The sequence below is a fragment of the Bacillus sp. LK2 genome, assembly GCF_001043575.1.
In the GTDB taxonomy this organism is placed as follows: Bacteria; Bacillota; Bacilli; order Bacillales; family Bacillaceae_G; genus Bacillus_A; species Bacillus_A paramycoides.
This window is the reverse complement of record NZ_LDUK01000006.1, coordinates 221,126-243,148: the sequence shown is the minus strand read 5'-3', so window position 1 is coordinate 243,148 and position 22,023 is coordinate 221,126. Positions and strand designations below refer to the sequence as shown.

Sequence of the window (22,023 nt, the reverse complement as noted above, 5' to 3'; positions counted from 1 at the left end):
TATAAGAAAAGCTCGCACATTAGTGCGGGCTTTTTTACATAGAATATATTTAATACGGGATTTTAATATGTTCCTTACATATTAAAGTTTTTAGAATGAGTCATATGTAAACATAATAAGGAAGAAAAGTTGATTTTTCATTTCTAAAAACTGTATATTGAAGAGGAATATTCCTACATACGTAAAGGAGGGCTATAAATGAAACTAATGGAACAGCAAATGCATGAATTAGGTGGCTTGCGAGTACATATTATTCCGACTGACAAATATAAAACAAATACCTTTGTATTTCGTTTCAAAGCACCTTTAAATGAGGAGACGGTGACAGAGCGCGCCCTATTGCCATACGTGTTACAAAGTGCGACGGAAAAGCTGCCTTCTGTAATTCGCCTTCGTCAATATTTAGAAGAATTGTACGGATCTTCTTTAGCAGTAGATGTAAGTAAAAAAGGGGAAGATCATATCATTTCTATTTATGTAGACATCGCAAATGAAACATACTTACGCGATGCACCGCCGCTATTTGAAAAAGCACTTTCTATGTTATCTGATATTGTTTTACATCCAGCAACAGAAGGGAACGGTTTTTTACCTTCTATAGTAGAAAGTGAGAAACGAGCACTTTTGCAACGTATTGAAGCAACTTATGATGATAAAATGCGTTATGCAAATGAACGATTAGTAGAAGAAATGTGCAAAGTAGAGCCGTATCGTTTAAGTGCAAATGGGAAAAAAGAGAGTGTTGCTCCCATTACAAATGAAAGTTTGTATCAATTTTATCAAAGAGTGTTAGCTGAAGATGAAATGGATCTATACATCATTGGTGACATTTCAGAAGATGCTGTTGAACTTGTAAGTAAATATTTCTCTATTTCCCCTCGTACTGTGAAAGAGCGGAATGTACTTCTTCATAAACGAAATAATGAAGAAAAGGAAATTGTTGAAAAACAAGAATTAAAGCAAAGTAAATTAAATATCGGCTATCGCACATTCGTTACGTATAAAGATGAAGATTATTTTGCATTACAATTGTTTAACGGATTATTTGGAGGGTTTTCTCATTCGAAGTTATTCGTAAATGTCCGTGAAAAAAATAGTTTAGCGTACTATGCAGCATCGAGATTTGAAAGTCATAAAGGTTTGCTCTTTGTTATGTCTGGAATTGAAGCGAAGAACTTTGAAAAAGCAGTTGAAATTATTAAAGAACAGATGAAAGCAATGCAAAACGGTGATTTTTCAGAAGAAGAGATTCAACAAACGAAAAGTGTAATTCAAAATCAAATATTAGAGGCAATTGATACACCACGTGGTTTTGTGGAAATGCTTTATCACGGCGTTATTTCAGAGCGTACGCGTCCAGTTGAAGAATGGCTAACGGGCATAGAAAACGTGACGAAAGAAGAAATTGTGAAAGTTGCTAATAATATTGAACTAGATACAATTTACTTTTTACATGGAACGGAGGGAGAATAAATGGAGAAGATTGAGTATGAGCAATTAAAAGAGACGCTATATTATGAAAAACTTCCGAATGGATTAGACGTGTATATTTTACCGAAACAAGGCTTCAACAAAACATTTGCAACATTTACGACGAAGTACGGTTCCGTTGATAATACATTTGTTCCGCTTGGAAAAGAAGAAATGACTCGTGTACCAGATGGAATTGCTCATTTCCTTGAACATAAACTGTTTGAAAAAGAGGACCATGACGCGTTCCAATTATTTAGTAAACAAGGAGCATCGGCAAATGCTTTTACATCCTTTACGAGAACTGCTTACCTCTTTTCCTGTACATCAAATGTAGAGCAAAATTTAAATACGTTGTTAAATTTTGTCCAAGAACCGTATTTCTCTGAAAAAACGGTTGAAAAAGAAAAAGGTATTATTGGCCAAGAAATTCAAATGTACCAAGACAATCCAGACTGGCGTTTATATTTTGGATTAATCGATAGTTTGTTTGTTAAACATCCAATTAAAATTGATATTGCAGGGACAATTGAGTCGATTAGTAAAATTACAAAAGACCTTTTGTATGAATGTTATGAAACATTTTATCATCCGAGCAATATGTTAATGTTTGTTGTTGGAGCAATTGACCCTGAAAAAACAATGGATTTAGTACGAGAAAACCAAGCGAAAAAAGATTATGAAAACCAACCGGAAATTGTGCGCTCTTTTGAAGAGGAACCAGAAGAAGTAAATGAAAAGAAAAAGATTATTTCAATGCCTGTTCAAACTCCGAAATGTCTAGTTGGTATTAAGGCGACAAATTTGAAAGAAAAAGGGAAAGCCCTTTTAAAACAAGAAATTGCGCTTACATTACTTTTAGATTATTTATTTGGGAAAGGGTCAGTTCATTACGAAACTCTATATAACGAAGGTCTTATTGATGATTCGTTCTCGTATGACTATACAGAAGAAAATAACTTCGGTTTTGCAATGGTTGGCGGCGATACGAAGCAGCCTGACGAATTGGCAGATCGGTTAAAAGGGATTTTACTACAAACAAATTATGATCAGCTAGATGAGGTGGCATTGGAACGTGTGAAGAAAAAGAAAATTGGTGGATTCTTACGCTCATTGAATTCACCTGAGTATATTGCAAATCAGTTTACACGTTATGCGTTTAATGAATCTAGTTTATTTGATGCTCTTACAGTGTTGGAAGGATTAACTGTTCAAGACTTACAACAGGCAGCGAAAACATTATTAATTGAAGAGAAAATGAGTGTTTGCCAAGTGTTGCCAAAAAAATAAAGTGATATTTGAATAAAAAACGCAGTATCTAAATCCCTCATCTAACGTTTGGTTATTGCCAAATGGTAAGATGAGGGTATTATTTATTTATACGTAAAAGATAAGAGAGGGAATTTATGAAAAAGTATGCATTAGTAACTGGAGGGAGCGGAGGGATTGGCTCTGCTATTTCGAAGCAGTTAATCGAAGATGGTTATACAGTTTATATTCATTACAATAAAAGCGAAGAGAAGGTAAGGGAGTTACAGAAGAAATTTGGTGAAGTAATTCCTGTTCAAGCGAATTTAGCTTCTAAAGATGGCGCTGAGGAATTATGGGGACAAATCGAACATCCGATTGATGTTATCGTATACGCAGCTGGAAAGAGTATCTTTGGATTAGTAACAGATGTTACGAATGAAGAATTAGATTATATGGTGGAGCTTCAAGTGAAGAGTGTATATAGACTTCTATCGATGGCACTTCCACCGATGATCGGGCGGAGAAGTGGTAATGTTGTCATTATTTCATCTATTTGGGGGCAAATAGGAGCATCTTGTGAGGTACTGTACTCAATGGTAAAAGGGGCACAAAATTCATATGTGAAAGCTTTAGCAAAAGAAGTTTCTTTAAGTGGATTGCGTGTTAATGCGGTAGCGCCAGGGGCAATCGAGACAGAGATGTTAAGTGTATTTTCAGAAGAGGATAAAACTGAAATTGCTGAAGATATTCCATTAGGTAGATTAGGGTTGCCAGAAGAGGTAGCTAAAACAGTCTCCTTCCTCGTTTCACCAGGAGCTTCTTATATTACGGGGCAAATTATCGGAGTGAATGGCGGTTGGCATTGCTAAAAAATTCTTACATAAAAAACAAGAAATTGTACAAATTAAGCATGATTCTATTACTCAATAGTGAGGTGCTTAAACATGACAGTGTTAGAAAACTTTGATCAGTGGAAAAGCTTTTTAGGAGAACGTTTAGAACAAGCGGAAGGAAAAGGGCTTGATGGTGGTGCAGTATCAGATATGGCATTTCGCGTTGGAGATTATCTAGCTAATGAAGTGGAAGCGCGCAATGACCAAGAAAAATTGTTAGCTGAACTTTGGAAAGTTGCTGATGAACAAGAGCAACATACAATTGCAAATTTAATGGTGAAATTTGTACAACATAAGTAAAAGTAGAGAGGAGAAGCTCCTCTCTACTTTTTTTGTATAATAATTACACGGAATAGATTATACATTTAGCTTCCCTATTAAGGTGAAATCATATAATATAGTACGTAGGTGTAAAGTAAGCGTGGGGGAGTGATCTTGGATGATTGAATGGTATTTTGAATATGAAATACATAAGAACCGACCTGGCTTGCTTGGTGACGTTTCTTCGTTAATCGGTATGCTTGGCATCAATATTGTCACAATTAATGGTGTAGATAATGCACGACGTGGGCTTTTGCTTATGTGTGATAATCAAGAGCAAATCTCTAGACTTGAATCAATTTTAAATACTATGGATAATATAACGGTAACGAAATATCGTCCGCCAAAGCTTAGAGATAAGCTAGCGGTTAGACATGGTAGGTACATACAACGAGATGCAGATGATAAGAAGACATTTCGATTTGTGCGTGATGAATTAGGATTACTTGTAGACTTTATGGCGGAGATAATGAAAAAAGAAGGTCATAAACTAATTGGAATACGAGGAATGCCTCGTGTTGGAAAAACAGAATCCATTGTTGCCGCAAGTGTTTGTGCAAATAAGAGGTGGTTATTTGTATCATCTACTCTTATTAAGCAAACTGTTCGTAGTCAATTGATTGAAGATGAGTATAGCGACGATAATATTTTCATACTAGATGGAATCGTGTCAACAAAGCGTGCAAATGAAAGGCATTGGCAGCTCGTTCGTGAAATAATGAGATTGCCTGCAACGAAAGTTGTGGAACATCCGGATGTATTTGTGAGTCAGTCAGAATACACGTTGGATGATTTTGATTATATTATCGAATTGCGTAACGATTATGATGAAGAAATTCAATATAATTTAGTAGATGAAATTGAGCAAGGTACGCAAAATAATTTCTCTATGTTCGACTTTTAAAGAAATATTGAGGTGTTAGTAGTGACGGAATTAGGACAAAAGCTGAAAGAAGCAAGAGAAGCAAAAGGCTTGTCTATGGATCAGCTGCATGAGATTACAAAAATTCAAAAACGCCATTTAGTAGCGATTGAAGAAGGCAATTACGATGTGTTGCCAGGAGCTTTTTATGCGCGTGCATTCATTAAACAATATGCAGATGCTGTTGGATTAAATGGAGAGGAACTGCTTGTAGAATATCAGAGCACAATACCACAATCTGAAAATCGTGAAGTTCCACAAGTATCAACTGGACAAAAAACACAAGAAACAATGCAGAAATCTTCATCATGGCCAATTGCAGATCATATGCCAAAGATTTTAATTGCGTTATTAGTAATCGTATTTGGAGTAGTAGTTTGGTTTGTGATTCAAATGTTAACTGGAAAAGATGACGGACAAGTTCCAAATGCTCAAAGTGAGAAAATTGAAGTTCAAAAAGCAAAAGATTCTCCGCTAGATACGAAGAAAGATGAAGTAAAAGCGGAAGAGCCAAAAAAAGAAGAACCAAAAAAAGAAGAACCAAAGAAAGAGGAGCAACCAGCGCAACCAACTGGACAACAAGAAGTGAAAGTAGTTGGAACAACTGGTAAGGTATCTACTTTGGAAATTCATAATAATAAAACATTAGAACTGGAAATCTCAGCAAAGGGTGCAAGTTATGTAGATGTTAAAGATGATGCGGGTAACGAAATTCTAAACACTACAGTACAAAGTGGTCAAACAGAAAAACGTGATTTATCAACAGCAAAAGAAGTGCGACTTAATATTGGAAGTGCACCGAATGTTGAAATTAAACTGAATGGCCAAGTGGTTACCTTCCCATTAGATCCAGAAAAAGAATATCACCAAAGATTGGTGATAAAAAACCAAGGGATAGGGCAACCTGCACAATAACAGTCATCGCTTCGATGACTTTTTTCAATGAACAAATGTTTTTGACATGATGGAGGAATAGCTGTGAATTTACCAAATAAAATTACAATATCTAGAATCTGCTTAATTCCAATTTTTATGGTAATTATGCTAGCGCCGTTTGATTGGGGCTCATTTACAATTGGTGATGTTGATTTACCAATTCAACATTTAGCAGGGGCACTTATCTTTATTATTGCTTCAGCTACAGATTGGATTGATGGATATTATGCAAGAAAGTATAATCTTGTAACGAATTTAGGGAAATTCCTTGATCCGTTAGCAGATAAATTACTTGTTTCGGCAGCACTTATCACATTAGTAGAAATGCAATATGTACCCGCTTGGATCGTTATTGTAATTATAAGCCGTGAGTTTGCAGTAACAGGTTTGCGCCTTGTACTTGCTGGAACAGGGGAAGTAGTTGCAGCAAATCAGCTAGGGAAAATTAAGACGTGGACTCAAATTATTGCGATTGCAGCATATTTATTACACGATGTACCGTTAAATTTAATCCATATCCCAGTTGCAGATATTTTCATATGGATTGCATTAATCTTTACCGTTATTTCAGGATGGGATTATTTCTGGAAAAATAGAACTGCTTTTGTAAACTCAAAATAGAAGTTTATGGGGGAATTGGGATGAATGCTGAAGTTATTGCGGTTGGAACTGAATTATTACTTGGACAAATTGCAAATACAAATGCCCAGTTTTTATCTGAAAAGTTAGCTTCAATCGGAATTAATGTGTACTACCATACTGTGGTTGGGGATAATAACAAGCGATTACAGAAGGCAATTGAAGTTGCTGAAGAACGCGCTGATATGCTCATTTTTACAGGTGGATTAGGACCGACAAAGGATGATTTAACGAAAGAAACAATAGCGTCTAGTTTAAATGAAGAGCTTGTGTATGATGAAAAGGCATTAATATCGATAAGCGATTATTTTAAGCGTACAGGCCGTGAATTTACGGAGAATAATAAAAAGCAGGCGCTCGTTTTAAATGGATCGACAGTATTTGCGAATGATCACGGTATGGCGCCAGGTATGGGGTTAAATAAGAACGGGAAAGTTTATATTTTATTACCGGGACCACCGAAAGAAATGAAGCCGATGTATGTAAGTTACGTAGAGCCTTTTTTACGTAATTTTACAACGGGTGAAAATATTTATTCTCGTGTTCTTCGCTTTTTTGGTATTGGGGAATCTCAATTAGAGGTGAAAGTCCAAGATTTAATTGATGAACAAACGAATCCGACAATTGCACCACTTGCAAATGATGGAGAAGTGACATTACGTTTGACTGCCAAACATCATGATGCTGATGAGGCGGAGAAACTAATTCAGCATGTGGAAGATTTGATTTTAGAAAGAGTAGGAGAATTTTTCTACGGATATGACCAAGATTTCCTTCATTACAAGGTAGTAGAGTTATTGAAGGAAAAAGGGTTAACTTTAGCATGTGCAGAAAGTTTAACAGGTGGTCTCTTTGGAAATCAAGTAACAGAAAATGCTGGTGTTTCGTCTGTATTTAAAGGCGGTGTCATTTGTTATCAAAATGATGTGAAGCAACAAATTTTACATGTACCTGAAGAAGTGTTGCGTACTGATGGTGCGGTTAGTAAACAGTGTGCTCGTTATCTTGCTGAAAATGTAAAGAAACTGTTAAAAGCGGATATCGGAATTAGTTTTACTGGGGTGGCAGGACCGGATGCTTCAGAACATAAAGAACCAGGCACAGTATTTGTTGGATTGGCGATTAAAGATGAACCAGCTGTAGTCTTCCCACTTAATTTGAGTGGAAGTCGTCAACAAATTAGAGAACGCTCTGCAAAATATGGATTTTATCATTTATATAAAAAGCTAGAAGAGATATAAATTTCTTCTAGTTTTTTTTGTGGGTAAATCGAGTTTTATTTGATGGAAAATAAAAAAAACGAATAAATGTTCGATTTTTGTTGGCAAATTGAATTGAAAATAGGTATAATAAGATTAGCAATTCAGCTAAGGAGGAATTTTGAATGAGTGATCGTCAAGCGGCATTAGATATGGCGTTAAAACAAATAGAGAAGCAATTCGGTAAAGGTTCAATTATGAAATTAGGAGAACAAGCGGAACGTAGAATTTCTACAATTTCAAGTGGTTCTTTAGCACTTGATGTGGCACTAGGGGTAGGCGGATACCCACGTGGCCGTATTATTGAAATTTATGGACCTGAGAGTTCAGGTAAAACAACAGTTTCATTACACGCAATCGCGGAAGTACAGCGTCAAGGTGGACAAGCAGCGTTCATTGATGCGGAGCATGCGATGGATCCTGTATATGCACAAAAATTAGGTGTTAACATCGATGAATTACTATTATCGCAGCCTGATACAGGGGAGCAAGGACTAGAAATCGCAGAAGCACTTGTACGAAGTGGCGCGGTTGACATTATCGTAATTGACTCTGTAGCAGCTCTTGTACCGAAAGCTGAGATCGAAGGGGATATGGGTGACTCACACGTTGGTTTACAGGCACGTTTAATGTCACAAGCACTTCGTAAACTTTCAGGTGCAATTAATAAATCAAAAACAATCGCAATCTTTATCAACCAAATTCGTGAAAAAGTTGGGGTTATGTTCGGAAACCCAGAAACAACTCCAGGTGGTCGTGCGTTGAAATTCTATTCAACTGTTCGTCTTGAAGTACGTCGTGCTGAGCAATTAAAGCAAGGTAACGACATCGTTGGTAATAAAACGAAAGTAAAAGTAGTTAAAAATAAAGTAGCACCACCATTCCGTGTTGCTGAAGTTGATATTATGTACGGAGAAGGTATTTCAAGAGAAGGTGAAATCTTAGATATGGCTTCTGAACTTGATATCGTTCAAAAGAGTGGTGCTTGGTACTCTTATAATGAAGAACGCTTAGGACAAGGTCGTGAAAATTCGAAGCAATTCTTAAAAGAGAATACGGATTTAAGAGAGGAAATTGCCTTCTTTGTTCGTGAGCATCACGGAATTGGTGAAGACTCTGGTGTTGAAGACACGGAAGATTCAACTCTTCAAGATTAAAAATAAAAGACACGGTCCCGTGTCTTTTATTTTTAATTCGCTATGAAAGCGCTGTATATAGCTGGAGATAAAATATTTATTCTATCCAAAAGGCTATGTGTAAAGGGGAATATTTATATATTTTAAGTAAATGAATTGGGATTCACTAAGGTTTTCCAGGATAATATGCTATTTACTTTTCGAATTCAGATAAGATTCAGGGCTGAAGGTAAAGAAAGTAAAAGTAGACAACGCTTGACAATGAAAATTGCGATAGATACAATGAGAATGTATATTTTTTCTTATATACGATACACTCTTCTCAAGAAGAGAAGTAATATTCGGAGTAAGACTTAAATCTTGCCGAAATAATAATATGACATTTTAATTGTGAAATGAAGAAAGTCCCTTAAAAAAGCGGGACGACGGTCTTTGCTGTACGTTGTAATTCAATGTACATGTCGACAGTCTTTTTTCATTCATAGCAAGGGGAGGTGAAATCATGACGAGTAGTACAGTTTGGATACTCATCTCCATTTTGCTTGCAACAGTCGGTGCAGTTGTTGGCTTTTTTGTTCGAAAGTCTATTGCTGAAGCGAAGATCAACGGTGCAGCTAATGAAGCGAAACGTATTCTAGACGAAGCGAATCGCGATGCTGAAGCACTTAAGAAAGAAGCGCTTTTAGAAGCAAAGGATGAAATTCATACACTTCGTACAGAAGCTGAATTAGAAATTCGTGACCGTAGAAGCGAATTACAAAAACAAGAAAATCGTTTAATGCAAAAAGAAGAGAACCTTGATCGTAAAGACGAAACGCTCGATAAGCGCGAGCAACAGTTAGAAAAGAAAGAGGAATCTCTTGTAGCGAAACAACAACAGATTGAAGAGTTGGAAAGCAAAGTGGGAGAGTTAGTTCAAAAGCAACAAACGGAATTAGAGCGCATTTCCAATCTGACACGCGAACAAGCGAAAGCAATTATTCTTGGTAAAGTGGAAAGTGAAGTTTCTCATGAAATTGCCGTTATGGTAAAAGAAAGTGAAGTTCGCGCGAAAGAAGAAGCGGATAAGAAGGCAAAAGAGATTTTATCTCTTGCAATGCAAAGATGTGCAGCTGATCATGTTGCTGAAACAACCGTTTCGGTTGTAAATCTTCCAAACGACGAAATGAAGGGGCGTATTATCGGACGTGAGGGTCGTAATATTCGTACGCTAGAAACGTTAACAGGTATTGACCTTATTATCGATGATACACCAGAAGCGGTAATCCTATCAGGATTCGATCCAATTCGTCGTGAAACAGCTCGTATCGCTCTTGATAAACTAGTACAGGACGGACGTATTCATCCAGCGCGTATTGAAGAGATGGTTGAAAAATCAAGACGTGAAGTGGACGAGTATATTCGCGAAGTCGGAGAGCAAACAACGTTTGAAGTGGGTGTTCATGGTTTACACCCAGATTTAATTAAGATTTTAGGTCGTTTGAAATACCGTACAAGCTATGGGCAAAACGTCTTAAAACATTCTATGGAAGTAGCGTATTTAACTGGACTTATGGCAGCGGAACTTGGCGAGGATGAAAAACTAGCAAGACGTGCGGGTCTATTACATGATATCGGAAAAGCGATTGATCATGAAGTAGAAGGTAGCCACGTTGAAATTGGTGTTGAACTTGCAACGAAATATAAAGAGCATCCGGTTGTTATAAACAGTATCGCATCTCACCATGGTGACACGGAACCAACTTCTATCATTGCAGTTCTAGTTGCTGCAGCAGATGCATTATCAGCTGCAAGACCAGGAGCTCGTAGTGAAACGCTTGAAAACTACATTCGTCGTCTTGAAAAGTTAGAAGAGATTTCAGAGTCTTATGAAGGCGTAGAAAAATCTTTCGCAATTCAAGCAGGACGTGAAGTTCGTATTCTGGTAAAACCAGATACAATTGATGATTTAGAAGCTCATCGTTTAGCTCGTGATATTCGAAAACGTATTGAAAATGAACTGGATTATCCAGGACATATTAAAGTAACTGTTATTCGTGAAACGCGTGCAGTGGAATACGCAAAATAAAGTGGTGAAACACCACTTTATTTTTTTGTGTTGGAATTGGGCAAAATAAAGAAAATTAATTATGAGTTGCATGCAAGTGAAAGAAACTTATAATAGATAAATTGTTACTATTGTAAGGGGAATCGCTTCAAGTTATAGCATGGTAGTAAAAAATGTAGTACATAGAAAGGGTAAGACATATGAGAATATTATTCGTTGGGGATGTAGTAGGATCTCCTGGTAGAGACATGATTCAACAGTACGTACCGGCATTAAAGAAAAAATATACACCTACAGTAACAATCATTAATGGAGAAAATGCTGCGGGTGGACGTGGAATTACGGAAAAAATATATCGAAACTTTTTAGAGTGCGGGGCACAAGCGGTTACACTTGGAAACCATGCTTGGGATAACCGTGAAGTATTTGAATTTATTGATGATGCAAAATATCTTGCAAGACCAGCTAACTTCCCAGAGGGGACGCCAGGAAAAGGGCTGATCTTTGTAAATTGTAACGGAACAGAAGTTGCAGTTATTAACTTACAAGGACGTACTTTCCTTCCTCCAATTGATTGTCCATTCCGTAAAGTGGATGAGCTAATCAACATTGCAAAAAAACGTACAAACATTATCTTTATTGATTTTCATGCTGAAACGACAAGCGAGAAGCAGGCGTTAGGTTGGTACGTAGACGGTCGCGCTACAGCGGTAGTAGGTACACATACACACGTTCCTACAGCTGATAATCGTATTTTACCAAGCGGAACAGCTTATATTACAGATGTTGGTATGACAGGCCCGTATGATGGGATTTTAGGTATGGATCGCGAAGCGGTATTGAAGAAGTTTTTAACGAACTTACCAGTACGTTTTGAAGTAACGAATGGTAGAACACAATTAAGTGCAGTGTTAATTGATGTGGATCCTAATACAGGGAAAGCGAAGAAAATTGAGCGCATTTTAATTAATGATGACCAGCCGTTTTTTGAGTGATTTTTAACGAAAAGTTAGAGAAGTCATTATATTTTAATTTTTTAGAAAAATTACGGAAATTTAGCAGGAATACGTGCCATTCCTCGTGAATATAAGTTAAAGTGAAATAATTGCTATTACTTTTTATAGAAACGAGGAGGAAACGCGGAATGGAAATATTAAAAGTTAAAGCAACGTCGGTCCCTAATTCTGTAGCTGGTGCACTTGCAGGTGTTATTCGCGAACGCGGAACAGCAGAAATTCAAGCTATTGGTGCAGGTGCATTGAACCAAGCGGTAAAGGCAGTAGCAATTGCAAGAGGATTTGTAGCGCCTAGCGGTTTGGACTTGATTTGTATCCCAGCGTTTACAGATATTATGATTGATGGTGAAGAGCGTACAGCGATAAAATTAATTGTAGAACCTCGTTAAGTTTAAACAACCTGTTTGCATGTATGCAAACAGGTTGTTTTTATAATGGAGGAATGAAAATGAAAATTTTTGATGCTCATTGTGATGTGCTCTTTCAGTTATGGAGTGCAAAGGGAAAGAAAGATTTTCAGAATGATTCACAATTACATATTACATTTGAACAATTAAAACAAAGAAAAGGAAGTATACAATGTTTTGCTATATATGTACCAGAAACAGTAGCGTATGAAAATCGCTTTGAAGTTGCGCTACAAATGATAGATATTTTTCATAGTGAAATTCTATCGCTACCAGGAATGAAGTTTATTCAGACAAAAGATGATATTAACATGCTAAAACAGGACGAGATTGGAGCGCTATTAACATTAGAAGGATGCGAAGCTATTGGAAAAGATGCGATGAAATTACGTCTGTTTTATCGCTTAGGTGTACGTTCTTTTGGATTAACATGGAACTATGCCAATTTATTAGCTGATGGGGCACTAGAGACACGTGGTGCAGGCTTAACTAGCTTTGGTAGACAAGTTGTACAAGAGCTTAATACGTTACATGTATGGACCGATCTGTCGCATCTGAATGAAAGAAGCTTTTGGGATGTTATAGAAATTGCTGAAAATCCAATTGTATCTCACTCAAACTGTCATCAACTTTGTCAACATCCACGCAATTTAAACGATGAACAAATAAGAGCTCTCATAAAGAAAAATAGCATTATTGGTGTCACTTTCGTACCACAATTTTTAACGAATGAAAGACAAGCGAATATAACAGATATATTAAGGCATGTGGAATATATTTGTTCATTGGGTGGAGAAAAAAATACAGGGTTTGGTTCTGATTTTGATGGGATTATAGAAACTATTGTAGGTGTAGAAGCGTATAGAGATTATGAAAATATAATTAATCAATTGTGTAAAAAGTATAGTGAATCAATTGTAGAACGATTTTTGTATAAAAATTTTATTGACCGTGTTACTTTCTAAGTATTTGTTTTTAAAAATTCAGAAAAATTAAAATAAATTCACTTGAATTTATTGATTTTTTTAAGACCTAATACTAGAATGGTAAACGAAATAGCATTATACTAAAGATTCAGGGAAATCAGAAGAGGCATAATTTGCGTCCATTGTAGTTTATTTGTATAAAAAATGCTAAACTATTACTGTAAAAAAATACACTACAATGAATGCAGCCAAAAGGGGTGTAGGAGATGATTAGTCAACTTTCATGGAAAGTTGGAGGCCAACAAGGTGAAGGAATTGAAAGTACAGGAGAAATCTTCTGTATTGCATTAAACCGATTAGGATATTACCTATACGGTTACCGCCACTTCTCATCACGTATTAAAGGCGGCCATACAAATAATAAAATTCGTGTAAGTACAACAGAAGTACGCGCGATCTCAGATGATTTAGATATTTTAATTGCTTTTGATCAAGAAACAATTGATTTTAACTTCCACGAACTACGTCCAGGTGGAATTGTAGTTGCGGATGCGAAATTTAATCCGACAATACCTGATAATACAGATGTAAATCTATATGTGATACCGTTTACAGATATCGCTTCAGAATTAGGTACATCTTTAATGAAAAACATGGTTGCTGTTGGGGCATCTAGTGCGGTATTAGGGTTAGACGAGACAGCTTATTTAGAGGTTGTTGAAGAAATCTTTGGCCGTAAAGGAGAGCAAGTCGTTAAAAAGAATATGGAAGCAATTAAACGCGGCTCTCAATATATGAAAGAATTGCTTGGTGAGAAAGTAAACATGATGCAGCTTGAAAAAGCTGACGGTCAGAAACGCATGTTTATGATTGGAAACGACGCAATCGCATTTGGTGCGGTAGCTGGTGGTGCACGTTTTATGTCTGCATATCCAATCACACCTGCATCTGAAATCATGGAATATTTAATTAAAAAATTACCGAAAGTTGGCGGAACAGTAATCCAAACTGAGGATGAAATCGCAGCTTGTACAATGGCGATCGGTGCAAACTATGCTGGTGTTCGTACATTAACTGCATCTGCTGGTCCTGGGCTTTCTTTAATGATGGAAGCAATTGGCTTAGCAGGTATTACTGAAACACCGCTAGTTATTGTTGATACACAACGTGGTGGTCCAAGTACGGGCTTACCAACAAAACAAGAGCAGTCAGACTTAATGGCGATGATTTACGGAACGCATGGTGAAATTCCAAAGATCGTAATGGCGCCAAGTACAGTTGAAGAAGCTTTCTATGATATTGTAGAAGCATTCAACTTAGCGGAAGAATATCAAGTGCCTGTTATCTTCTTAACAGATCTACAGCTTTCTTTAGGAAAGCAAACAGTAGAACCACTTAAGTTAGATAAAGTTGAAATTCGTCGCGGTAAGCTTGACTTAGAAGTGGAATTACCAGAACGTGAAAATAAAGCATACTTCAAGCGTTATGAAGTAACAGAAGATGGAGTTTCACCACGTGTTTTACCTGGTATGAAAAATGGTATTCACCATGTTACAGGTGTAGAACACGATGAAACGGGTAAACCATCTGAATCAGCGTTAAATCGTAAAGATCAAATGGACAAACGTTTCCGTAAAATGGCGAACTTGCAGTTTAATACCCCTGTTTATAAAAATGCTAAGCATGATGACGCAGACGTATTGCTTGTTGGATTTAACTCAACTCGTGGTGCGATCGAAGAGGCGATGGCGCGTTTAGAACAAGAAGGAATGAAAGTAAACCACGCACATATACGTTTAATTCATCCATTCCCAACGGCTGAAATCGATCCACTTGTGAAAAAGGCGAAGCGTGTTGTAGTCGTAGAAAACAATGCAACTGGTCAGCTTGCTAACATTATGAAAATGAATCTTGGTAATGGTGAGAAAATTTCTAGTCTTTTAAAATATGATGGAAACCCATTCTTGCCAAAAGAGATTTACAACGAATGCAAAAAAGGGGTTGTATTAAATGGCAACATTTAAGGACTTTCGTAACAGTGTAAAACCAAACTGGTGCCCAGGTTGCGGAGACTTCTCAGTGCAAGCTGCAATTCAACGTGCGGCAGCTAACGTTGGTTTAAATCCAGATGAGCTAGCTGTTATTTCTGGTATCGGCTGTTCAGGTCGTATTTCAGGTTATATTAATTCATATGGTTTGCATAGTATTCACGGACGTGCTCTTCCAATCGCACAAGGTGTGAAAATGGCAAATCGTGATTTAACAGTTATCGCATCAGGCGGTGACGGTGATGGTTTTGCGATTGGTATGGGACATACAATCCATTCTATTCGTCGTAACATTGACATTACGTACATCGTAATGGATAACCAAATTTATGGATTAACAAAAGGTCAAACTTCACCACGTAGTGAAGCTGGATTTAAAACGAAAAGTACACCACAAGGTTCAATTGAACCATCGCTAAATGTTATGGAAATGGCTTTAACAGCTGGTGCGACATTTGTGGCGCAAAGCTTTTCAAGTGATTTAAAAGAATTAACACAAATTATTGAAGCTGGTATTAATCATAAAGGATTTTCATTTATTAACGTATTTAGTCCATGTGTTACTTACAATAAAGTAAATACTTATGATTGGTTTAAAGAGAATTTAACGAAGCTAAGTACAGTAGAAGGATATGATCCATCTAATCGCATGATGGCTATGCAAACATTAATGGAGAATAACGGGTTAGTAACAGGTTTAATTTATCAAAATACAGAGCAGCCTTCGTACCAAGAACTTGTAAAAGACTATAGTGAAAAGCCTTTAGTGCAAGCTGATTTAAATATGGATCAGAAGATGTTTGATGAGCTTGTTGCTGAATTTATGTAATGATAGAAGAGGAGGTTGCCGTTTGGCAACCTTTTTTGAGTGAGATAAAAATAATTAGCAGATTTATTTACTTAGAAAATTCGGAATGATAAAATAATATATGAATCGTTGTATAAAAATAGCATGTTCATTAACTGTGAAATGTAATATAAGATAAGGCTTATTCTTCGTTAAAGTTGGCTAAAGGCTCTATACTATGATAATGTGTATAAGGATAAAGCAATATGCTTTTCAATAGGACAAGATGAAATAATAATAGGGAATGTCTATTGGTGTGGGGAAGACTTCATTCTTACGGATGATTAGATCGATTACTCAAGTTTCAAAGGACAAGTTATCTCTCAAGCTATCTAACATTATTGAGATGGGTCTAAGCGCATTAAAATGGACTACAGAGTGTGTATAGTTAAGGTTGAAAGGAGATTACCGATGAACGAGCAACAACGATTAGCAAGTCAACAAGCAAATTCCTCTACGAAAAAAGAAGAGAAAGATTATAGCAAATACTTTGAAAGTGTATACCAACCACCTTCCTTGAAAGATGCGAAAAAGCGTGGGAAAGAAGAAGTTAAAATTGAACGAGATTTTGGCTTACCTGAAGAGTTCCGCAATTTTGGCGCAGGAAGAAAGTTTTACATTCGTACATATGGCTGTCAAATGAATGAGCATGATACAGAAGTAATGGCTGGGATTTTTACAACACTTGGATATGAGCCAACCTTCTCAACGGAAGAGGCAGATGTAATTTTATTAAATACTTGTGCGATTCGTGAAAATGCTGAAAATAAAGTGTTCGGTGAACTTGGTCATTTAAAATCATTAAAGCGAAGAAATCCGGATCTTTTAATTGGTGTATGTGGTTGTATGTCTCAAGAGGAATCTGTTGTAAATAAAATTATGCAAAAAAATCAGCATGTAGATATGGTGTTTGGTACACATAATATTCATAGATTACCGTATATCTTAAAGGACGCAATGTTCTCAAAAGAGACGGTAGTTGAAGTTTGGTCAAAAGAAGGGGATGTAATTGAAAACCTTCCGAAAGTACGTCGTGGTGATATTAAAGCTTGGGTAAATATTATGTATGGCTGTGATAAGTTCTGTACATATTGTATTGTACCTTATACACGCGGAAAAGAGCGCAGTAGACGTCCGGAAGATATTATTCAAGAAATTCGCCATTTAGCTGCAAACGGTTATAAAGAGATTACATTACTTGGACAAAACGTAAATGCATACGGTAAAGACTTTGAAGATATACAATATGGTCTTGGTGATTTAATGGATGAACTTCGTAAAGTCGATATCGCGCGTATTCGTTTTACAACAAGCCATCCACGCGATTTTGATGATCATTTAATTGATGTTCTTGGAAAAGGTGGTAACCTAGTAGAACATATTCACTTACCAGTTCAATCTGGTAGTACAGATATGCTTAAAATTATGGCGCGTAAATATTCACGGGAGCACTATTTAGAGCTTGTACGAAAAATTAAAGAAACGATTCCGAATGCAGTACTAACGACTGATATTATTGTTGGTTTCCCAAATGAAACGGATGAGCAATTTGAAGAAACGATGTCGCTATATCGTGAAGTAGGATTTGATACGGCATTTACATTTATTTATTCCCCGCGTGAAGGTACACCGGCTGCAAAAATGCAAGATAATGTGCCGATGGAAGTGAAGAAAGAACGATTGCAACGCTTAAATACATTAGTAAATGAATATGCAATTAATAAGAATAAGCATCATATAGGGCAAATTGTAGAAGTATTAGTTGATGGAGAAAGTAAAAATAACCCTGAAGTACTCGCGGGATATACACGTACGAATAAACTTGTAAACTTTGTTGCTTCAAAATCTTTAATTGGTCAGCTTGTGAAAGTAAAAGTAACGGAAGCAAAAACTTGGTCACTTAACGGGGAATTGGTTAAGGAGCCGATTGAGGTGAAATAATAGATGAAAGTATATACGAAAGATGAAATTGTTGAGCAAGCGAAAGAATTAGCGAAAATGATCTCTGAAACAGAAGAAGTTGATTTCTTTAAGCGAGCAGAAGCACAAATTCATAAAAATGAAAATGTAAAGCGAGCAATTGATGAAATTAAAGCTTTGCAAAAACAAGCAGTAAACTTGCAACATTATGGGAAATGGGAAGCTTTGAAAAAAGTAGAAGCTGAAATTGATGCGCTTCAAGATAAGTTAGATAATATCCCGGTTGTGCAGGAATTTAAATCTTCACAAACATATGTAAATGACTTACTACAGCTTGTTGCTAGTACCATTTCTAACAATGTAACAGATGAAATATTAGTTTCAACTGGCGGCGATGTGTTGAAGGGTGAAACTGGTGCAGCAGTTGAAAGTAAAAAAGGAAATTGTGGTTGTTAAAGAGATGTCTTATTGACATCTCTTTTTTAATGGGCTATAACGTAAATTCTTCTCAAAAAAAGAATGACACATTCCGCTATTGTCACGCATATGATTAAGTGAATAGTGATTGAGGAGGGTTACGAATGTCCGAATTTAGAGAGATTATTACAAAAGCAGTGGTTGGAAAAGGACGTAAGTATACAAAGTCAACGCATACATGTGAATCGAATAATGAGCCAACAAGTATTTTAGGGTGCTGGGTAATTAACCACTCGTACGAAGCGAGAAAGGATGGAAAGCACGTAGAAATTGAAGGTTTCTATGATGTGAACACTTGGTATTCATTTGATGGAAACACAAAGACTGAAGTTGTAACAGAACGTGTTAACTACACTGATGAAGTAAGCATTGGGTATCGTGATAAAAATTTCTCTGGTGACGATTTAGAAATTATCGCTCGTGTAATTCAGCCGCCAAATTGTTTAGAAGCTCTTGTATCACCAAATGGTAATAAAATTGTTGTGACGGTAGAACGTGAATTTGTAACAGAAGTAGTCGGGGAAACGAAAATTTGTGTAAGTGTAAATCCTGAAGGTTGCGTAGAATCAGATGAGGATTTCCAAGTTGATGACGATGAGTTTGAAGAATTAGATCCGAACTTTATTGTCGATGCAGAAGAAGAGTAATAGAAAGCTAGGGAGAAATTCTTCCTAGCTTTTTACATTACATAAGTGGTGCTGAATGAACATGATTCCTTATGAAATGTGCTATAATGAGGAAAGACTCCTAAAATAGGAGATATGGGTGTCCGTGAAGTGTGACATATATGAATATAGATTATTATGTAAGAATTATGGAGGAAAGACATGACGCAATATACCCCTATGATACAGCAATACTTAAAGGTCAAGGCAGACTATCAAGATGCCTTTTTATTTTTCCGCTTAGGTGATTTTTATGAAATGTTTTTTGAGGATGCGGTTAAAGCAGCTCATGAACTTGAAATTACATTAACGAGCCGAGATGGTGGTAGTAGTGAACGTATACCGATGTGCGGTGTACCGTATCATGCAGCTAAAAATTATATTGAACAACTTGTTGAAAAAGGATATAAAGTAGCAGTTTGTGAGCAAGTGGAAGATCCAAAAACAGCTAAAGGTGTAGTACGTCGTGAAGTAGTACAATTAATTACGCCAGGAACGATGATGGAAGGGCGTACAATAGACGAGAAAGAGAATAACTTCTTAGCAGCATTAACACATTTTGAAGATGGATCTTATGCGCTAGCTTGTAATGATTTAACGACTGGACAAAATACAGTGACGTTATTAACAGGTTCAGTAGAAGATATTTTATTAGAAGTGTATGCAACTGGTTCAAAAGAAATTGTTGTAGATTCTACATTTTCAAAAGATGAATTAAATAAATTAACTGAAACATTAAAAATGACGATTTCGTATGAAGATGCAACAACTATTCCTGAAGGGTTAGAACACCTTGTGAAAAATGTTTCACAAGCAAAGTTAATTAAAGCAATTGGACGCTTATTTAACTATGTAATCAGAACTCAAAAACGCTCACTAGATCATTTGCAGCCAGTAGAAATTTATTACACGAACCAATTTATGAAAATTGACGTGCATTCAAAACGCAATTTAGAGCTAACAGAGACTCTTCGTACGAAGGAAAAGACAGGCTCATTATTATGGCTATTAGATAAAACAAAAACGGCTATGGGTGGACGTATGTTAAAACAGTGGATGGAACGTCCACTTATCCAAAAAGAAAAAGTGGAAGAGCGTTTAGAAATGGTTGAAACATTTGTAAATGATTACTTCTTACGTGAAGATTTAAAAGAAAAATTAAAAGAAGTATATGATTTAGAACGTTTAGCAGGGAAAGTTGCATTTGGTAATGTAAATGCACGGGACTTATTACAGTTAAGACGCTCTTTACTTCAAGTACCAGCTATTTTAGAAGCGATTAGTCTGTTAGATAATGCTTATGCATCAAGATTAATTCAAGGCGCGGATCCATGTGAGAGCTTAACTGAATTACTAGGAAGAAGTATTCAAGAAAACCCACCGCTTTCTATTAAAGATGGAGATATTATTAAAGATGGTTATAATGACAAGCTTGATCAATATCGCTACGTTAGTAAAAATGGAAAAACGTGGATTGCTGAGCTTGAAAAACGAGAGCGTGATATTACAGGGATTAAATCGTTGAAAATCGGGTACAACCGTATTTTCGGCTACTACATTGAAGTGACGAAAGCGAATCTTGCAGCACTTCCAGAAGGACGCTATGAGCGTAAACAAACACTTGCAAATGCAGAGCGTTTCATTACAGATGAACTGAAAGAAAAAGAAACGTTAATTTTAGAAGCAGAAGAAAAAATTGTACAATTAGAATACGATTTATTTACAGCACTTCGTGAAGAAGTAAAAGTATTCATTCCGAAATTACAACATTTAGCGAAAGTCATTAGTGAATTAGACGTACTACAAAGTTTTGCGACAGTTAGTGAAGAGGAGCAGTTTGTAAAACCTGTGTTAACAACTAAGCGCGAAATCTTTATTAAAGATGGTCGTCATCCTGTCGTTGAAAAAGTATTGAACGGGAAATTGTATGTACCAAATGATTGTATTATGCCGGAGAAGATGGATGTCTTTTTAATTACAGGACCGAACATGTCTGGTAAAAGTACGTATATGAGACAATTAGCACTAGTAACTGTTATGTCGCAAATCGGTTGTTTCGTACCAGCGACAGAAGCAGTATTACCTGTCTTCGATCAAATCTTTACGAGAATTGGTGCAGCGGATGATTTAATCTCGGGTCAAAGTACATTTATGGTCGAAATGTTAGAAGCGAAAAATGCAATTGCAAACGCATCAGAAAGAAGTTTAATTTTATTCGATGAAATTGGACGCGGTACATCTACGTATGATGGTATGGCACTTGCACAAGCAATTATTGAACATATTCATGACCAAATTGGTGCGAAAACATTATTCTCTACACATTATCATGAATTAACAGTGTTAGAAGAAAGTTTAGACCAACTAAAAAACGTACACGTTTCAGCTATTGAAGAGAATGGAAAAGTAGTTTTCCTTCATAAAATTCAAGATGGAGCGGCTGATAAAAGTTACGGAATTCACGTTGCTCAACTTGCTGAGCTTCCAGATAGCTTAATTGCTCGTGCGAAAGAAGTGTTAGCACAGCTAGAAGGACAGGAAGAAATTATTATTCCGAAACGAGTAGAAGTGAAGGTACAAGAAGTTGCCTCAGAACCAGTAGTTGTAGAAGAAGAACCAGCAGAAATACAAGAAAAGAAAGAAGAGACTGAAGAAGAGTCACAACTATCTTTCTTTGGAGGAGAACAATCTTCGAAAAAACAAGACAAGCCTGTGCTAGATCAAAAAGAAACGGCAGTACTTGCACAAATTAAAAAGATTGATTTACTTGATATGACGCCTTTAGAAGCGATGAATGAACTGTATCGTTTACAGAAAAAGTTAAAGAAAGGATGAGTAAGTAG

Annotated in this window: 19 protein-coding genes; all 19 read left to right on the top strand. The window is 36.4% G+C overall.

Annotated elements, in window-relative coordinates:
- The first annotated feature begins 198 nt into the window (after positions 1 to 198).
- The 19 genes from yfmF (at position 199) to mutS (ending at position 22,015) form a co-directional block, all read left to right on the top strand.
- The gene (yfmF, locus tag VK90_RS07295; RefSeq protein ID WP_002173064.1) at positions 199 to 1,473 is read left to right on the top strand and encodes an EF-P 5-aminopentanol modification-associated protein YfmF; all 1,275 of its coding nucleotides are present in this window, start codon (positions 199 to 201) and stop codon (positions 1,471 to 1,473) included.
- Positions 1,474 to 2,760, top strand: a complete 1,287-nt coding sequence (gene yfmH, locus VK90_RS07290; protein ID WP_048371604.1) for an EF-P 5-aminopentanol modification-associated protein YfmH — start codon at positions 1,474 to 1,476, stop codon at positions 2,758 to 2,760.
- Between the two features lie 116 nt (positions 2,761 to 2,876).
- The gene (ymfI, locus tag VK90_RS07285; RefSeq protein ID WP_002173062.1) at positions 2,877 to 3,590 is read left to right on the top strand and encodes an elongation factor P 5-aminopentanone reductase; all 714 of its coding nucleotides are present in this window, start codon (positions 2,877 to 2,879) and stop codon (positions 3,588 to 3,590) included.
- Between the two features lie 75 nt (positions 3,591 to 3,665).
- Complete coding sequence (locus VK90_RS07280; RefSeq protein WP_025148368.1) at positions 3,666 to 3,914, top strand: DUF3243 domain-containing protein; 249 nt, start codon at positions 3,666 to 3,668, stop codon at positions 3,912 to 3,914.
- Positions 3,915 to 4,053: 139 nt separating this feature from the next.
- Positions 4,054 to 4,839, top strand: coding sequence for a DUF3388 domain-containing protein (locus VK90_RS07275; protein WP_000574107.1), 786 nt, complete (start codon positions 4,054 to 4,056; stop codon positions 4,837 to 4,839).
- A 21-nt stretch (positions 4,840 to 4,860) separates the two neighbouring features.
- Positions 4,861 to 5,772 carry a helix-turn-helix domain-containing protein gene (locus VK90_RS07270; RefSeq protein ID WP_048371602.1) on the top strand — a complete coding sequence of 304 codons (912 nt, stop codon included), beginning with the start codon at positions 4,861 to 4,863 and terminating at the stop codon, positions 5,770 to 5,772.
- Positions 5,773 to 5,835: 63 nt separating this feature from the next.
- Positions 5,836 to 6,414 (top strand): CDP-diacylglycerol--glycerol-3-phosphate 3-phosphatidyltransferase, encoded by a 579-nt coding sequence (gene pgsA, locus VK90_RS07265; RefSeq protein ID WP_002173059.1) that lies wholly within the window; start codon positions 5,836 to 5,838, stop codon positions 6,412 to 6,414.
- Positions 6,415 to 6,434: 20 nt separating this feature from the next.
- Positions 6,435 to 7,673, top strand: coding sequence for a competence/damage-inducible protein A (locus tag VK90_RS07260; RefSeq protein ID WP_002173058.1), 1,239 nt, complete (start codon positions 6,435 to 6,437; stop codon positions 7,671 to 7,673).
- A 143-nt stretch (positions 7,674 to 7,816) separates the two neighbouring features.
- Complete coding sequence (recA, locus tag VK90_RS07255) at positions 7,817 to 8,848, top strand: recombinase RecA (protein WP_001283855.1); 1,032 nt, start codon at positions 7,817 to 7,819, stop codon at positions 8,846 to 8,848.
- A gap of 481 nt (positions 8,849 to 9,329) precedes the next feature.
- Positions 9,330 to 10,895, top strand: a complete 1,566-nt coding sequence (gene rny / locus VK90_RS07250) for a ribonuclease Y (RefSeq protein WP_025148373.1) — start codon at positions 9,330 to 9,332, stop codon at positions 10,893 to 10,895.
- Between the two features lie 179 nt (positions 10,896 to 11,074).
- On the top strand, positions 11,075 to 11,869 hold the full coding sequence (locus VK90_RS07245; protein WP_002173056.1) for a TIGR00282 family metallophosphoesterase: 795 nt from the start codon (positions 11,075 to 11,077) through the stop codon (positions 11,867 to 11,869).
- 149 nt (positions 11,870 to 12,018) lie between these two features.
- On the top strand, positions 12,019 to 12,279 hold the full coding sequence (gene spoVS / locus VK90_RS07240; protein WP_000404341.1) for a stage V sporulation protein SpoVS: 261 nt from the start codon (positions 12,019 to 12,021) through the stop codon (positions 12,277 to 12,279).
- A 59-nt stretch (positions 12,280 to 12,338) separates the two neighbouring features.
- Complete coding sequence (locus VK90_RS07235) at positions 12,339 to 13,262, top strand: dipeptidase (RefSeq protein ID WP_048371598.1); 924 nt, start codon at positions 12,339 to 12,341, stop codon at positions 13,260 to 13,262.
- A gap of 227 nt (positions 13,263 to 13,489) precedes the next feature.
- The gene (locus VK90_RS07230; protein WP_025148375.1) at positions 13,490 to 15,247 is read left to right on the top strand and encodes a 2-oxoacid:acceptor oxidoreductase subunit alpha; all 1,758 of its coding nucleotides are present in this window, start codon (positions 13,490 to 13,492) and stop codon (positions 15,245 to 15,247) included.
- A complete protein-coding gene (locus tag VK90_RS07225) occupies positions 15,234 to 16,100 on the top strand; it encodes a 2-oxoacid:ferredoxin oxidoreductase subunit beta (protein ID WP_048371596.1) in 867 nt (288 codons plus the stop codon). The genes VK90_RS07230 and VK90_RS07225 overlap by 14 nt, the downstream gene beginning before the upstream one ends.
- 429 nt (positions 16,101 to 16,529) lie before the next feature.
- Positions 16,530 to 18,059, top strand: coding sequence for a tRNA (N6-isopentenyl adenosine(37)-C2)-methylthiotransferase MiaB (gene miaB, locus VK90_RS07220; protein ID WP_048371595.1), 1,530 nt, complete (start codon positions 16,530 to 16,532; stop codon positions 18,057 to 18,059).
- A 3-nt stretch (positions 18,060 to 18,062) separates the two neighbouring features.
- Positions 18,063 to 18,494 carry a RicAFT regulatory complex protein RicA family protein gene (locus tag VK90_RS07215; protein ID WP_002033698.1) on the top strand — a complete coding sequence of 144 codons (432 nt, stop codon included), beginning with the start codon at positions 18,063 to 18,065 and terminating at the stop codon, positions 18,492 to 18,494.
- A gap of 125 nt (positions 18,495 to 18,619) precedes the next feature.
- On the top strand, positions 18,620 to 19,162 hold the full coding sequence (gene cotE / locus VK90_RS07210) for an outer spore coat protein CotE (protein WP_002173051.1): 543 nt from the start codon (positions 18,620 to 18,622) through the stop codon (positions 19,160 to 19,162).
- 180 nt (positions 19,163 to 19,342) lie between these two features.
- Positions 19,343 to 22,015: a DNA mismatch repair protein MutS gene (gene mutS, locus VK90_RS07205; RefSeq protein ID WP_048371592.1), complete on the top strand. Its 2,673-nt coding sequence runs from the start codon at positions 19,343 to 19,345 to the stop codon at positions 22,013 to 22,015.
- Positions 22,016 to 22,023 lie beyond the last annotated feature (8 nt).